Origin of the sequence: Kitasatospora sp. NPDC058162 (assembly GCF_042884005.1) — a bacterium.
Taxonomy (GTDB): Bacteria; Actinomycetota; Actinomycetes; order Streptomycetales; family Streptomycetaceae; genus Kitasatospora.
Window position 1 is genome coordinate 549128 of sequence record NZ_JBHVUS010000001.1, and the last position, 15509, is coordinate 564636.

Consider the following 15509-nt stretch of genomic DNA (forward strand, 5'->3'; position numbering starts at 1 on the left):
GACGACGGCGGCGGTGCCGAATTGACGATGCATCAGGTGATGACTCAGCCCGCGGGGTCGTAGATCCGCTGCTCCTGCGGCACACCCGCACTGTCGTAGAGGCGCTCCAGGGCGTCCGGCGCGTAGATCTCGTGCCCCTCGACGACGCCGCCGATCAGTCCGAGCATCCGGTCGGTCCACTCCTGGGTGGCGCTCATCGCGGCCATCGTGGCGCGGAAGAACGGCGGCAGTTCGGTGAGTTCGCCGAGCGTGGTGGTGAAGTCGTAGACGTCGCCGCTCTCCTCGTCCCGGAGCTTGTTGTACTCGGCGAGCGCCTCCTCCATCGGCCGCTCGCCCGCCAGCCCCTGGTGGATCCGGTCGGCGAGCAGCTGGCCGTGGAGGAAGGCGTCGGTGATGCCCCACCCGGTGTACGGGTCCTTGTGGTACCCGGCGTCGCCGACCAGGGCCCAGCCCGGGCCGTACGCGCGGCGGTAGTAGTTGTCCGGGTAGCGCATCGGCTTGAAGTCCTCCTCGCGCCGCCCCTGGTCCCGCAGCTGGAGGCCCATCTCCGGGGACACGTCGTCGAACACGGCCTGGAACCGGCCCTCGACGTCCTGGCGGAACTCCTTGAGCTGGCGCCGGGTGCAGATGACCGCCAGCATCTGGAGGCCGTCGTTGGTCGGCCAGGTGCCGAACCAGCGCTCGTTCATGCCGGTCTTGTGGTGCAGCCCCCAGTCGTCGAGCCCGGTGTAGTACGAGTAGTAGATGAACCCGGCGGCCGGGCGGACGTTGTACAGCTCGGCGCCGGTCCGCTTGGCCACCGTCGAGTGGAAGCCGTCGGCGCCGACCACCACGGCCGAGCGGAACTCCCGCTCCGGGCCGTCGCCCTCGCGCCCGCGGACGCCGACCACCCGTCCGCCGTCGAAGACCAGGTCGGTCAGGGTGAAGCCCTCCAGCACCTCCGCGCCCGCCCGGCGGGCCGCGTTGACGAGGATCTCGTCGAGCACAGTGCGGCGCGGGCAGTGGACGGCGTCGACCCCGTCGACCGGCTCGGCGAAGCCGTTGAGCTCGATCCCGCGGTAGGCGTAGTGCATCCTGCGCAGCGCCGGCGTGCCGGCCCCGACGATCTCCTCGAGCAGCCCCCATTCCCGGAGCTTCAGCAGTCCCGCCTGGTGGATGTAGTGGGTCGACACGGAGTCGCTGGGAAACGAGGCCCGGTCCACCACCAGCACCCGGTGCCCCTGCCGGGCCAGCAGCATGGCCACCGGCGATCCGGCGCAGCGGGCACCGACAACAATGACGTCGTACACGAGATCCCCCACGGATTCGAATTGGTCCCCACACGGCGGCAACAGGCTCGCTCGAACACCCAGGCGACCGGCCCTCCGTATTGATCAGGAGGCTACGTAATCCCCTAGGGAAGGTCAAGACTTGGTAGAGGCAAGGCAATTCTTAGGCTGTCTATGCGCCTCACCACCCGCTACTTGTCCGCCCAAATGCGGACAAGTCGGGGCACACATCTTGCCCACATTCCCAAGACCCACCGTTTCTCGCATTGCCCCGGGAATCACCACCGGAAGGGCCCGGAATCACTGGGGTGAAGTAACTCGTGAAGTTCGCGGAGGAATTCGGCCACGCCCTGGCCGAAAGTCCACCGGGCCGCCGGACCGGGCCGCGAACCCGCCCCCTGGCCGCAGGCCGTTCGAACGGGCCTCCTACGATCACATCGGATCCCTCGACGGACGCCGTTGCCTCCCGGCCGCGCGCCCGCCGCCCAACGCCCTGCACGACACGACGACTCCACCGACGGCGATGGAGTCGTGCACCGAGGAGGAACGTCCATGCAAGCCCGGAAGATCGGCGCGGCCGCCGCGACAGCGGTGGCGCTTCTGGCTGCCCGCGACCTCATCCAGAAGAAGCACGCGCTGCTCCGGAACTTCCCGGTGCTCGGGCACGCCCGCTACCTGCTGGAGACGATCGGTCCCGAGCTGCGGCAGTACATCGTGACCTCCAACGAGGAGGAGCGCCCGTTCAGCCGCGACCAGCGCACCTGGATCTACGCCTCGGCCAAGGAGCAGAACAACTACTTCGGCTTCGGCACCGAGGTCGACGTCGAGCACGTCCAGGGCCACGCCTACGTGAAGCAGCGCACCTTCGCCGGCGCCCTGCCCGACCTCCACGACCCGCAGTCCCCGCTGCCCTCGGCCAAGGTGCTCGGCGGCCCGCGCGGCCGCGCCAAGGCGTTCCGCCCGGCGAGCGTGGTGAACATCTCGGCAATGAGCTTCGGCTCGCTCTCCGGCGCCGCCATCACCGCCCTCAACAAGGGCGCGGCGGAGGCCGGCACCATGCACAACACCGGCGAGGGCGGCCTCTCCCCGTACCACCGCCAGGGCGGCGACCTCGTCCTCCAGCTCGGCACCGCCTACTTCGGCTGCCGCAACGAGGACGGCAGCTTCAACCTCGACAAGCTCAAGGACGTCGTCGCCGGCGCCCCGGTCAAGGCGATAGAGATCAAGCTCTCCCAGGGCGCCAAGCCCGGGCTGGGCGGCATGCTGCCGGGCGCGAAGGTCACCCCGGAGATCGCCGCGATCCGCGGCATCCCGGTCGGCCAGGACTGCGCCTCGCCGTCCCGGCACTCCGCGTTCAGCGACGTCGACTCGATGCTGGACTTCGTCGAGCTGATCGCCGCCGAGACCGGCCTGCCGGTCGGGGTCAAGAGCGCGGTCGGCGAGATGGGCTTCTGGCAGGAGCTCGCCGCGCTGATGGAGCGCGGGGACCGCGGCGTCGACTTCGTGACCGTCGACGGCGGCGAGGGCGGCACCGGCGCCGCGCCCCGGATGTTCGCCGACTCGGTGTCGCTGCCGTTCCGGATGGGCTTCTCCCGGGTCTACGGCACCTTCGCCGAGCTCGGGCTGACCGACGACCTCACCTTCATCGGCTCCGGCAAGCTCGGCCTGCCCGAGAACGCCGCGGTCGCCTTCGCCCTCGGCGCCGACATGATCAACGTGGCCCGTGAGGCCATGCTGTCCATCGGCTGCATCCAGGCGCAGAAGTGCCACACCGACAAGTGCCCCACCGGCATCGCCACCCAGAACCCCTGGCTGGCCCGCGGCCTGGACCCGGCCTCCAAGTCCACCCGCGCCGCCGTCTACCTGCGCACCCTGCGCAAGGAACTGCTCAAGGTCTCCTCGGCCGTCGGCGTGGCCCACCCGGGCCTGATCACCGCGGACGACATCGAGATCATGAACGGCGACTACGAGGCCCGCACCCTCGCCGGCGTCTACGGCTACAAGGACGGCTGGGGCGAGCTCGGCCCCCGCCTCGCCGCCGAGATCACCGCCCTGGTCACCGCGAAGCCGACCGCCTGACCGACCCGGACCGGGACACCACCCGCCCCCGCACGACGGCCTCCCACCCCCACCGGGGCGGGAGGCCGTCGCCGTCCCCGGGGCCCGGTTCAGGCGGGCGCGGCGGCGCGCAGCCGCTCGGCGGCGGCCTCCGGGCTGACGTCGGTGACGAAGGCGTCCAGACCGGACTCCACGCCCGCCAGGTACTTGAGCTTGCCGGGCGCCCGCCGGACGGTGAACAGCTCCAGGTGGAGGGCGAGTTCGGCGCCGCCCTGGTCGGGCGCCTGGTGCCAGGCCGCGATGTACGGGGTGCGGTTGGGCGCCTCGCCGGGCCCGGCGGGGAACAGGGCGTCGAAGCGGCGCAGCAGGTCGAGGTAGAGGCCGGGGAACTCGGCACGCTCGGCCTCGTCGAGCGCGGTCAGGTCGGGGACCCTGCGGTTCGGGTAGAGGTGGACCTCGTACGGCCAGCGGGCGGCGAACGGGACGAAGGCGGTCCAGTGCTCGCCGCGGAGCACCAGCCGCTCGGGGGAGCTGCGTTCGACGGCGAGCAGGTCCTCGAAGAGGTTGCGGCCGGTGCTGGCCCGGTGCGCCTCGGCCCGGGCGATCATCCGGGAGGTGCGGGAGGGGATGAACGGGAAGGCGTAGATCTGCCCGTGCGGGTGGGCGAGCGTGACCCCGATCTCCTCGCCGCGGTTCTCGAAGCAGTACACCTGCCGGACGCCGGGCAGGGCGGACAGCTCCGCCGTGCGGTCGGTCCAGGCGTCCAGCACGAGGCGGGCCCGGGGTTCGTCGAGGTCGGCGAAGGAGGCGTCGTGGTCGGAGGTGAAGCAGACCACCTCGCAGCGGCCGTTGCCGGGCCGCAGGGTGTGCAGGGGCTCGTCCCGGGCCGCGACGTGGTCGGCGGAGCCGGTGGCGAGCGAGGGGAAGCGGTTCTCGAACACCGCGACCTCGTAGTCCGGCGCCGGGATCTCGCTGAGCCGGCCGTCGCGCGAGGGGCACAGCGGGCACTCGCCGGCCGGCGGGTGGTAGGTGCGCTGCTGGCGGTGGGCGGCCACCGTGACCCACTCGCCGAGCACCGGGTCGAGCCGGGCCTCGGAGAGGCTCGCGGTCGGTTCGAGCGGCCGCTCGTCCGGGACCTCCCGGGGCGCGCCCGGCCCCTGGTCGAAGTAGACCAGTTCGCGGCCGTCGGCCAACTTGGTGGCGGTTCTGTGCACCGCTGTACTCCTTACGCGTGGGGCGTCGGCCCGGCAGTTTCGAGCTTCAACAGATTCAAACAGAGACGATCGCTTGTCAACAAGCATCTTCGCTGGTAGCGGCCGTCACGGGCTCGTGACTCGGCCCGGATGAACATGGACATCGCAGATGTTGACCGTGAGGACGGTCATGTTTGATTATGTCGGAATTCACTCCCGCCCGTCGACGAACACCCGTCGACGAACACCCGTCGGCGGGAACCCACCCGCGCACCAGGCATGGAGCAGCAGATGATCGACGAGGCCACCGACTTCGAGGCCGTCCACGGCGGACGCCCGAGCGGCGTCTGGGCCGCCCCCGGCCGGGTGAACCTGATCGGTGAGCACACCGACTACAACCACGGCTTCGTCCTGCCCATCGCCCTCCCGCACACCACCCGGGTGAGCGCCCGCCGCCGCGAGGACGGCCGGCTGCGCCTGTTCAGCGCCCAGGGCGGGGGCACCATCACCGAGCTCGCGCTCGACGGCCTGGCGCCCGGCGTGGTCGCCAGCTGGGCCGGCTACCCGGCCGGCGTGTTCTGGGCCCTCGCCGAGGCCGGGCACGAGATCGGCGGGGCCGACCTGTTCTTCGACAGCGACGTGCCCAGCGGGGCCGGCCTCTCCTCCTCCGCCGCCCTGGAGTGCGCGACGGCCGCCGCCCTGAACGACCTGTACGAGCTCGGCCTGAGCGCGCCGGAGCTCGCCGTGCTCTCCCAGCGGGCCGAGAACGCCTTCGTCGGCGTGCCCTGCGGCGTGATGGACCAGATGGCCTCCTCCTGCTGCACGGACGGCACCGCGCTGTTCCTGGACACCCGGACGCTGGAGCAGCGGCACGTCCCGTTCGACCTGGCGGCGGCGGGCCTGCGACTGCTGGTGATCGACACCCGGGTCAAGCACGACCTCGGCGACGGCGCCTACGCCACCCTGCGGGCCGGCTGCGAGCGCGCCGCCGAGCTGCTCGGCCTGCCCGCGCTGCGCGACCTCGCGACCGCCGACCTCGACCCGGCCCTGGACCGGCTGCCCGCCGAACTCCGGCCGCTGGTACGGCACGTGGTGACGGAGAACGGGCGCGTGCTGGAGACCGTCGAGCACCTGGTCCGCGGTGACCTCGCGGCGCTGGGACCGATCCTGACGGCCGGACACGCCTCGCTGCGCGACGACTTCCGGGTCTCCTGCGCCGAGACGGACCTCGCGGTCGAAGCCGCCGTCGCCGCCGGGGCCTTGGGCGCCCGGATGACCGGCGGCGGCTTCGGCGGGTCCGTCATCGCCCTGGTCGAGGCCCCCCGGGTGGAGGAGGTCTCGGCTGCGGTGACGGCGGCCTTCCGCACCGCGGGCCACGCCGCGCCGGTCCCGTTCACCGCCGTCCCCTCGGCGGGCGCCCGCAAGGTGGGCTGACCACGTGGGGGCTCACCTCCCGGTGGGCCCCCACGGACGGAACCGGCGTCAGCCGGCGGTCGGGACGACGAGGAGGTCGCCGACCGTCTCGGCCAGCACCCCGCGGGCCGCCGCGGGCAGGGCGTCGTCGGTGATGAAGCAGTCGACCTCCGCCAGGGTCGCGAAGCTGCTCAGGCCGACGACGCCCCACTTGGTGTGGTCGGCGACCACGACGGTGCGCCGGGCGGAGGCGATCAGCGCCCGGTTGGTCTGCGCCTCGGCCAGGTTGGGCGTGGTGAGGCCGGCCTGCTCGCTCACCCCGTGCACGCCCAGGATCAGCAGGTCCACGTGCAGCGAACGGATGGTCTGGTCGGCCAGCGCCCCCACCAGGGCCGCCGAGCGGGTCGGCGACCCGCCGGTCAGCAGCAGGGTCGGCGCGCTCTCCCTCCCGTCGCTGCCCGCCGCCCACAGCAGGTCGGCGATCCGCAGCGAGTTGGTCACCACGGTCAGCTCCGGGACCTCCAGCAGCCGGGCGGCGACCGCGTAGGTCGTGGTCCCGGCCGAGAGGGCCACCACGCTGCCCGGCTCCACCAGTTGCACCGCGGCGTCCGCGAGCGCGGCCTTGGTGCCCTCCTCCAGCGCGGACTTGGCGTCGAAGCCGGGCTCGAAGGTGCTGGCCGCCCCGGTCGCCACCGCACCGCCGTGGACCTTCTCCACCGCGCCCTGGCGCACCAGTGCGTCGAGGTCCCGGCGGATGGTCATGTCGGACACGCCGAACTGCTCGACCAGCTCGGCGACCCGGATCGCGCCGGTCCGGCGGATCGCCTCCAGGATCAGCGCCTGGCGCTGGGCGGCGAGCAACGTCTGGTCAGCCACGGAGGACCTTTCGATCGAACGAGCGGGTACGGCCGGGGGCGGCCCCGTCGGCGACCGGCGACGGCGGCCGGAGCCCGCGTGATCCATTATCCCCGCACCCCGGCGGCCGACGTGAGGAGGTGGCGGCCGGGAGCGCACCCGCGTGGGGGTCGGGTGCGCTCCCGACCCGACCCGCGGAGCCGGACGGGATCGTCCGTCCGGTTCCGCGGGAGTTCGGGGGCAGGGCGTGGGGACGGCCGTCAGGCGGGCAGGCCGACCGCGCGCTCGCGGTTGCGCCGCTGCTGGATCACGACCGCGGCGACCAGCAGCGCGCCCTGGGCGACGTTCTGCCAGAAGCTGTTGATGCCCTGCACGGTGAGGCCGTTCTGCAGCGCGCCGAGCAGCGCGACGGCCAGCAGCGTGCCCCCGATGCTGCCCTTGCCGCCCTTGAGGGCGCAGCCGCCCAACGCGGCCGCGGTGATCGACTGGAGCTCCAGGCCCTCGCTGCCGGAGACGGGCTGGCCGCTGCCGGTGCGCGCGGTGAGCAGCACCCCGGCGAGGGCGGCCACCGTGCCGGAGAGGGCGTAGGCGGCGATCAGGTACTTGTTGAGGTTGATGCCGGCCAGCCGGGCCGCGGTGTCGTTGCCGCCGATGGCGTAGATGTTGCGGCCGATGTCGGTGTACGTCAGCAGGACGTGCACGGCCACGGCGGTGAGGATCAGCAGCCAGACCATGGTGGGCAGTCCGGCGATCTTGCCCCGGCTGAGGAAGACGAAGACCGGGTCGTTGAGCACGTAGCCCTGGGCGCGGCCGTCCGAGACGAGCTGGGCGACGCCCTTGTAGGCGGCCAGTCCGGCGAGGGTGGCGATGGTCGGGTTGACCCGGCCGTAGATGATGACGACGCCGTTGAACAGGCCGATGCCGGCGCCGATGGCGAGCGAGGCGCCGATGCCGAGGTAGGGGTTGGCGCCGCTGGAGGTGAAGACCATGGCGCTGGTGACGGAGGCCAGGCCCGCCTGGGAGCCGACCGAGATGTCGAGGCCGCCGCAGATGATCACGACGGTCTGGACGACGGCCAGCAGTCCGGAGATGGTGGCGGCCTCGGCGATGACCTGGATGTTGTCCCAGCCGACGAAGTTGGAGTTGAGGGTGCCGAAGAGGGCGACGACGGCGACCAGGGCGCCGATCAGGCTGAGGTTCTGACCGCCGATCGCGGCGAGCAGGGCGCGCGGGCCGCCGGACCGCACGGGCAGGGCTCCGGTGTCCGGCACCGGGGCGGTCGGGGGCGTGGCGGTGGTCATCGGGTCTCTCCGGTCTGGGCGGGGGTGGTGGCGGCGGGGGCGTCGGCCTCGGCACGGCGGTCGGCAGGGGCATCGGCCTCGGCCTCGGCACGGCGGTCGGCGGGGGCATCGGCCTCGGCCTCGGCACGGCGGTCGGCGGGGGCATCGGCCTCGGCCTCGGTACGGCGGTCGGCGGCGCCGAGGTCGTCGGCCATGGCGAGGGCGAGGACGGCCTCCTCCGTCGCCTCCTCACGGCTGAGCTCGCCGGTGGTGCGGCCGTTCTGCATCACCACGATCCGGTCGGCGAGGCCGAGCACCTCGGGCAGTTCGGAGGAGATGACCAGGACGGCGGTGCCCTCGCGGGCGAGGTCGGCGATGATCTGGTAGATCTCGGCCTTGGCGCCGATGTCGACGCCGCGGGTGGGCTCGTCGAGGATCAGCAGCTCGGGCCGGCGGGCGAGCCAGCGGGCCAGGACGACCTTCTGCTGGTTGCCGCCGGACAGGGTGCGCACCTCCGCCTCGACGGAGGGGGCGCGGACCCGCAGCCGGTCGGCGTACTCCTGGGCGAGGGCCTTCTCCTGGCGGCGCTTGACGAACCGCCACCGGCTGAGTCGGCGCAGGCTGACCAGCGAGGTGTTGTCGCGGATCGTGCGCTGCAGGAACAGCGCCTGGGCCTTGCGCTCCTCGGGCGCCAGCCCGATGCCCGCGGCGATGGCGTCGCGGGGGTTGCGCAGCCGCAGCACCTCGCCGTTGAGGGCCACCGTGCCGGAGCGGATCGGGGCGTCGCCGGCCAGGGCGAGGGCGAGTTCGGAGCGTCCGGCGCCGATCAGTCCGGCCAGCGCGACCACCTCGCCGGCCCGGACCTTGAGGCTGACGTCGCGCACGTCGTCGGTGGTGACGCCGTCGACGTCCAGCACGACGCGGTCGGTGGCCGCCTGCTGGCGGACGAACAGCGAGGACAGGTCGCGGCCGACCATCAGCCGGACCAGCTCGCCCTCGTCGGTGGCGGCGGCCTCGACCACCCCGGCGACCCGGCCGTCGCGCAGCACCGCGATGCGGTCGGCGAGTTGGAAGATCTCCTTCATCCGGTGGGAGACGTAGACGACCGCGATGCCCTCGTCGCGCAGCCGGCCGATCAGCGCGAACAGGGCCTCGACCTCGTGCTCGGAGAGCGAGGAGGTGGGCTCGTCGAAGGCGATCGCGCGCGGTGTGACGGCTCCGGTCAGGGCCCGCATGATCTCGACCAACTGGCGCTGGGCGGCGGTGAGTTCGGAGCCGAGCAGGTCGGGGTCGAGGACCTTGTCGAAGCCCAGGCGGGCCAGGTCCGCGGTGATCCGGCGGCGCAGCTCGGCGCGGTCCAGGCGGCGCAGTCCGGTGCGGGGCAGCGCGCCCGCGTAGACGTTCTCGGCGACCGGCACGTGCGGGATGATCTCGGGTTCCTGCGGGATGATCCGGATCCCGGCGCGGCGGGCGTCCTGCGGGGAGTGCAGGTCGAGGGGTTGGCCGTCCAGCAGGACGCGCCCCTCGGTGGGGCGGTGGTCGCCGGTGAGGATGCGCAGCAGGGTGGACTTGCCGGCGCCGTTCTCCCCCATCAGCGCGGTGACCTGGCCGGGCGGGAAGGAGAGCGTGACGTCGGTCAGCGCCTGGACGGCGCCGAAGCGCTTGGACACCCCTTCGGCGCTCAGGCCGGCGGAGGTGCCCGGTGGCGGGAGGGGCGAGGGTTCGGGTGGGGTCATCGGGGCCTCGTTGGCAGTGCGGTACGGGCGGAGGTGCGGACGGGCGGCGGAACCGGCGGCAGCGGAGTCGGCGGCGGCGGAACCGGCGGCGGCGCGGCGGCGTGCATCACTCGCCCGCCGCACCGCCTGCTCGACATCACGCCGAACGCGGCGTCAGCTGCAGGACACGCCCGCGGACTGCCAGCTGGCGGCGTCGACCATCTTGGTCGGGGCGAAGGCCTCCTTGGGGAAGTCCTTGCCGTTCTTGAGCTTGTCGTACATGGTCTGCACCGACAGGGCGCCGACGTCCTTGCCGTTGATGAACAGGGCGGCCTTCATCCCGGAGGGCTTGCCGGCGGACCAGTCCTTGCAGGCCAGGTAGGCACCCAGGCCGACGCCGTCGATGTCGTCCGGGCTGATCCCGGCGTTCTGCAGGGCGGTGACGGCGCCCTGGACGTTCTCGTCGTTGCAGCCCCAGGTCACCCAGTGCTTGACGCCCTGGTTGGCGGTGATGGTGGCGGCCACCTTGTCCTGCGCACCGGTCGGGGTGTTGTCGGTGGCGACGTCGATGGTCTGCACGCCGGGCACGGCCTGCTCGAAGGCCTCCTTGGCGGCCTTGACCCGGTCGCCGCAGACGGTGACGTCCTGCTTCCAGGCGGAGATGACCCGGGTGTCGGCGGCGTTCCAGCCGGCCTTCTTGAACTCCTCGGCGGCGCGCTGGCCGACCTGCTGACCCATCTGCTGGCCGGAGAAGCCGATCCGGGGCACCAGGTCGCCCGCGGCGCACTGCGCCGGGGAGGGGCCGCTGGCGCAGACCTGGTCGTCGGAGGTGAGCAGCGCGGCCTTGGCGTCCCGGGCCGTCTGCACCACCTGCGGCCCGACCGCCGGGTCGGGCACCACGATGATCAGGCCGTTGCTCTTCTGGGCGATCGCGGCCTGCACCTCGCCGACCGTCTTGTTGGCGTCGCTGCCGAGGTTCACGACCTTCAGGTCGGCGCCCAGCTCGGCGGCCTTGGCCTTGGCCCCGGCCGCCTCGTCCACGAAGTACTGCTGGTCGCCCTGCTTCTGCAGGTACGTGATCGAGACCTTCCCGGACACCGGGGCCACCGGCGCGTCGGCCCCGGAGGAGGAGGTCTGTCCGGTGGAACAGGCCGTCAGACCGAGGGTGGTGACCAGGCTCAGCGCGGCGAGCGGGGCCAGGCGGCCACGGAGGGTGAGGTGCATGGTGGAGGCTCCTGAGGGTGTGGGACCGATCGACCATAAGCAACACAGTCGATCAGAAAGCATCGCAATCAAACGCGATGAGGCAACAGGAAACGCCCAGTTCACACCTGAGTCAAGCTCGCGTTTACCTCCGGGGCAGGATCGACACCGTCTCGTTATGCCACCCGCCCCACGCGGACGCAAAGAGGCCCGACCAGACGGGCGACTCCGCGCCCGCGCGCGCGAAAGGGGCCCGCAGCCCGACAATCACACTGGTCAGCGGCCTTCGAAGCGACCCGGACGTACCTACCAGCCGGTAGGTAGGCACCCGGAACAGCTTCCGCCAATGACGGGGCGGCGTCAAGGGGTCGGCGGCGCAGCAACCTTGCCTCCGGCGCGCGGTCGATCGTGTGCGCCGGGTCGCGACGTGCGGTCGACTGCGTTGAATCTTCAGCCATGCTGTTGATTAGTGTTGGAAGCCGGGTCTACGCTCCTCTCCGACGTTCCGCCATGCACCCGACACGGCACTCCGCACGGCATTCGACACGGCACTCGGCGCCCCGGTCAGCCGGCCCGTCCCCCACCCCCACCCCCCTGAGGACGTCCATGCGCAGCAGACACCTGCCCACGAAACTCCGCACCGCCCTCGGCGCCGCAGCCCTGCTGCTCGGCGCGCTCGGCGGCCTGACCACCCCGTCCACCGCCGGCGCCGCCACCGCCGCCGTCCACACCGCCGTCACCGTCGACGGCGCCAAGCCCGGCCTCACCTTCGACGGGGTCGGCGCGATCTCCGGCGGCGGCGGCAACTCCCGCCTGCTGGTCGACTATCCGGAGCCCCAGCGCAGCCAGTTGCTGGACTACCTGTTCAAGCCCGGCTACGGCGCCTCCCTGCAGGTGCTGAAACTGGAGATCGGCGGCGACACCAACTCCACCGACGGCGCCGAGCCCAGCATCGAGCACACCAAGGGCACCGTCGACTGCAACCAGGGCTACGAGTGGTGGCTCGCCGAACAGGCGATGGCCCGCAACCCGAAGATCACGTTCTACGGCCTGACCTGGGGCGCCCCCGGCTGGATCGGCAACACCGGCAGCGGCGGCAGCTTCTGGTCCCAGGACACCGTCGACTACCTGATGGACTGGATGGGCTGCGCGGCCCAGCACCACCTCAACGTCTCCTACCTCGGCGGCTGGAACGAACGCAGCTTCAACGCCGGCTGGTACGAGAACCTCAAGAGCGCGCTGGTCTCCCACGGTTACGGCGCCACCAAGGTCGTCGCCGCCGACGACACCTGGGCCGTGGCCGACGCCATGGCCACCGACCCGGCGTTCAAGAACGCCGTCGACGTCGTCGGCGTGCACTACCCCTGCGGGTACATGAGCAACTTCAGCAGCTGCCCCAGCACCCCCGCCGCCCAGGCGCTCGGCAAGCCGCTCTGGGCCAGCGAGAACGGCTCCGAGGACGCCAACGACGGAGCGGGCGCGGTCGCGCGCGGGATCAACCGCGACTACCTCGACGGCCGGATGACCTCCTTCATCAACTGGCCGGTCATCGCCGCGCTCTACCCCAACCTGTACTTCTCCACCGACGGCATGTCGATCGCGAACCAGCCGTGGTCCGGCCACTACTCGATCGGCAAGACCACCTGGGTCACCGCGCACACCGCCCAGTTCACCCAGCCCGGCTGGCACTACATCGACTCCGCGAGCGGCTACCTCGGCGGCGCCCGCACCAACGGCAGCTACGTCACGCTCAAGTCGCCGAACAACCGCGACTACAGCACCGTCATCGAGACCATGGACGCCGGCGCCGCCCAGACCGCGAGCTTCACCGTCACCGGCGGGCTGTCCACCGGGCAGGTCCACGTCTGGTCCACCGACCTGAGCTCCGGCAACCCCGCCGACTGGTTCGTCCACGCCCAGGACGTCACCCCGCAGGGCGGCGCGTACACCCTCACCCTCCAGCCCGGCCACGTCTACACCGTGACCACCACCACCGGCCAAGGCAAGGGCACCGCCACCCCGCCGCCCACCGCACCGATGGGCCTGCCCTACGCGGACGACTTCGAGACGGCCGCCACCACCACCTCGCCGAAGTACTTCACCGACATGAACGGCGCCTTCCGGACCGTCCCCTGCGGCGGCGGCCGAAACGGCAGCTGCCTGCGCCAGATGGCCCCGACCGAGCCGATCCGCTGGACCAACGAGCCCTACGACGCCCCGTACACGATCATGGGCGACGGCAGCTGGTCCAACTACACCGTCAGCGCCGACACCCTCTTCGAACAGTCGGGCAGCGTCGAACTCCTGGGCCGGGTCAACCAGCAGGGCCGCAACAACAACGGCCTGAACGCCTACCACCTGCGCTTCAGCGACACCGGCGCCTGGTCCATCGACAAGAGCGACACCAGCTGGAACTTCACCACCCTGGCGAGCGGCACCGTCACGGCGCCGGGCACCGGCAGCTGGCACACCGTCACCCTGTCGATGCAGGGCACCACCCTCACCGCCGGCATCGACGGCGCCACCGTGGGCAGCGCGACCGACGCCTCCTTCACCAACGGCCAGGCCGGCCTCGGCGTGACCGGCTACCGGACCGACCAGTTCGACGACTTCGCCCTCACCCCCGGCACCCCGACCACCCACACCGGCCCGATCACCTCCGCCCTGACCGGCAAGTGCGTCGACGACAACGGCGACTCCACCGCCAACGGCACCGCCGTCCAGCTCTGGGACTGCAACGGCGGCGCAGCCCAGGTGTGGACCTGGTCCAACGGCACCCTCACCCACGACGGCAAGTGCCTCGACGTCACCGGCGGCGCCTCCGCCAACGGCACCCCGGTCGAACTGTGGGACTGCAACGCCGGCCCCAACCAGCAGTGGACACCCCAGCCCGACGGCACCCTCAAGAGCACCCAGTCCGGCCGCTGCCTCGACGACCCGGGCCTCGCCACCACCAACGGCACCCGCCTGGAGATCTGGGACTGCAACGCCGGCGCCAACCAGCGCTGGACCCTCCCGTAAGTCACACCACCACCGTCAACACCCCGCACCGTCGGGCGGCCGGCCGAACCGGCCGCCCGACGGTGCCCGCGGGTCAGCGGCGGGAGCGCCGGTCGCGCCGGGCCGCGATCAGGCTGCTGCCGAGCACCAGGAACACCAGCGTGACCAGCAGCGCCGGCACCGGGTTCCCACTGCCCGTGGGCGGCAGCGGGGGCTTGGTCGTCGGGCTCGGGCTCGGACTCGGGGTCGGGCTCGGGCTCGGGCTCGGCGTGTTCCGGACGGTGGTGCTGGTCGAGCAGTTGCCGGTGCCGTTGCCGTTGCCTTTGCCGTCCGAGCAGTTGGAGCCGTCGGCGGTCAGCCGGTTGACCAGCGTCCGCCCGCCCGCGTCCGCCTTCACCGTGACGGTGTACGTGAGCGTCTCCGTCGCACCGGGCCGGATGTCCAGCGTCCACGTCAGCCGCGGCGCGGCGTAGTCCGTCCGCCCGCTGCTGGCACGGGCGTCGGAACCGTACACCGCCCCGTCCAGCACCCCGGAGAGGTCGTCGGTGACGACGGCGCCGAGGTACGTGCCGCTGGCCCGGTTGGTGGCCGTCACGGTGTACGTGACGGTGTCACCGACCTTCGGGTTCTCCGGGCTGGCCTGCTTGGTGAGCAGCAGGTCGTGCAACACGGTGATCGGCTCGGTCGGCGTCGCCACCGCGGTGTGCGCCGTCGCCGACGGATCCGGACCACCCGTCACCACCGCCGTGTTGACCGGGACGGCCGTGGCGTTCGGGTCCAGCGTGCCGCTCAGCGTCCAGGCCACCGTGGCGCCGACCGGGATCTCCACGGCCGGACAGGTCGCCGTCCCGTCCGCGACCGGGCACGACGTCCCGTCCGCGTCAGCCGTCATCGACGCGTCGTTCACCCCTGCGGGCACCCGGTCGGTGACGACCACATTGCGTGCCAGCGAGGGCCCGTCGTTGGTCACGGTCACCCGCCACCGGATCTGCTGCCCGGCGACCACCGGGGAGGTCAGCAGCACCTTGGCCACGCTCAGCCGGGCCTGCGCCGACGGCGAGGAACTCGGCGAGGCGACCGCCGTATGCGTCGGCGTACCCGGATCCGGCCCACCCGTCACGACGGCCGTATTGACCGGAGTCACGGTCGCACCGGCATCGAGCGTGCCGACCAGCGTCCAGGTCCGGGTCTCACCGACCTGGATCCCCACCGCTGGGCAAGTCGCCCTGCCATCGCTGATCGGGCAGACTCCACCGTCCTCCGCGCTCATCGAGGCACCGCTCACGCCCGCGGGCACCTGGTCCGTCACCACGACGCCACGCGCCACGGAGGGACCGTGGTTGGTCACGGTCACCCGCCACTCGATCGGCCCCCCGGCCACGACCGGGTCGGTCACCAGGACCTTGGCCACGCTCAACCGGGCCCGCGCCGACGGCGAGGAACTCGGCGAGGCGACCGCCGTATGCGTCGGCGTACCCGGATCCGGCCCACCCGTCACGACGGCCGTATTGACCGGAGTCACGG

9 protein-coding genes and 1 pseudogene are annotated in these 15509 nt (G+C 72.2%); 3 read left to right on the forward strand and 7 right to left on the reverse strand.

The genetic code is table 11. The features are described from left to right. Positions 1–44: 44 nt before the first annotated feature. On the reverse strand, positions 45–1301 hold the full coding sequence (locus ACFVXG_RS02230) for an NAD(P)/FAD-dependent oxidoreductase (RefSeq protein WP_387923419.1): 1257 nt from the start codon (positions 1299–1301) through the stop codon (positions 45–47). A gap of 519 nt (positions 1302–1820) precedes the next feature. Here ACFVXG_RS02230 and ACFVXG_RS02235 point away from each other — a divergent pair. Beyond that, positions 1821–3347, forward strand: coding sequence for an FMN-binding glutamate synthase family protein (locus ACFVXG_RS02235; protein ID WP_387923421.1), 1527 nt, complete (start codon positions 1821–1823; stop codon positions 3345–3347). An 89-nt stretch (positions 3348–3436) separates the two neighbouring features. Here the strand turns inward: ACFVXG_RS02235 and galT are convergent, their stop codons facing one another. Continuing rightward, positions 3437–4540, reverse strand: a complete 1104-nt coding sequence (gene galT / locus ACFVXG_RS02240; RefSeq protein WP_387923422.1) for a galactose-1-phosphate uridylyltransferase — start codon at positions 4538–4540, stop codon at positions 3437–3439. A gap of 270 nt (positions 4541–4810) precedes the next feature. Between galT and galK the strand changes: the two genes are divergently transcribed. Next, positions 4811–5953 carry a galactokinase gene (gene galK / locus ACFVXG_RS02245; RefSeq protein ID WP_387923424.1) on the forward strand — a complete coding sequence of 381 codons (1143 nt, stop codon included), beginning with the start codon at positions 4811–4813 and terminating at the stop codon, positions 5951–5953. A gap of 48 nt (positions 5954–6001) precedes the next feature. Here galK and ACFVXG_RS02250 read toward each other — a convergent pair whose 3' ends face one another. From ACFVXG_RS02250 to ACFVXG_RS02265, 4 genes are all read right to left on the reverse strand, one after another. Next, positions 6002–6808, reverse strand: a complete 807-nt coding sequence (locus ACFVXG_RS02250; RefSeq protein ID WP_387923426.1) for a DeoR/GlpR family DNA-binding transcription regulator — start codon at positions 6806–6808, stop codon at positions 6002–6004. A 239-nt stretch (positions 6809–7047) separates the two neighbouring features. Beyond that, on the reverse strand, positions 7048–8088 hold the full coding sequence (locus ACFVXG_RS02255) for an ABC transporter permease (protein ID WP_387923427.1): 1041 nt from the start codon (positions 8086–8088) through the stop codon (positions 7048–7050). Beyond that, complete coding sequence (locus tag ACFVXG_RS02260) at positions 8085–9803, reverse strand: sugar ABC transporter ATP-binding protein (protein WP_387923429.1); 1719 nt, start codon at positions 9801–9803, stop codon at positions 8085–8087. Before ACFVXG_RS02260 ends, ACFVXG_RS02255 begins: the two co-directional genes overlap by 4 nt. A 153-nt stretch (positions 9804–9956) precedes the next feature. Then, positions 9957–11006 carry a substrate-binding domain-containing protein gene (locus ACFVXG_RS02265; protein ID WP_387923431.1) on the reverse strand — a complete coding sequence of 350 codons (1050 nt, stop codon included), beginning with the start codon at positions 11004–11006 and terminating at the stop codon, positions 9957–9959. 585 nt (positions 11007–11591) lie between these two features. On the opposite strand from ACFVXG_RS02265, the gene ACFVXG_RS02270 reads away from it, so the two are divergent. Then, complete coding sequence (locus ACFVXG_RS02270; RefSeq protein ID WP_387923433.1) at positions 11592–14006, forward strand: ricin-type beta-trefoil lectin domain protein; 2415 nt, start codon at positions 11592–11594, stop codon at positions 14004–14006. A 73-nt stretch (positions 14007–14079) separates the two neighbouring features. Here ACFVXG_RS02270 and ACFVXG_RS02275 read toward each other — a convergent pair. Beyond that, a pseudogene (locus ACFVXG_RS02275) lies at positions 14080–15509 on the reverse strand (hypothetical protein); the annotation flags it as partial.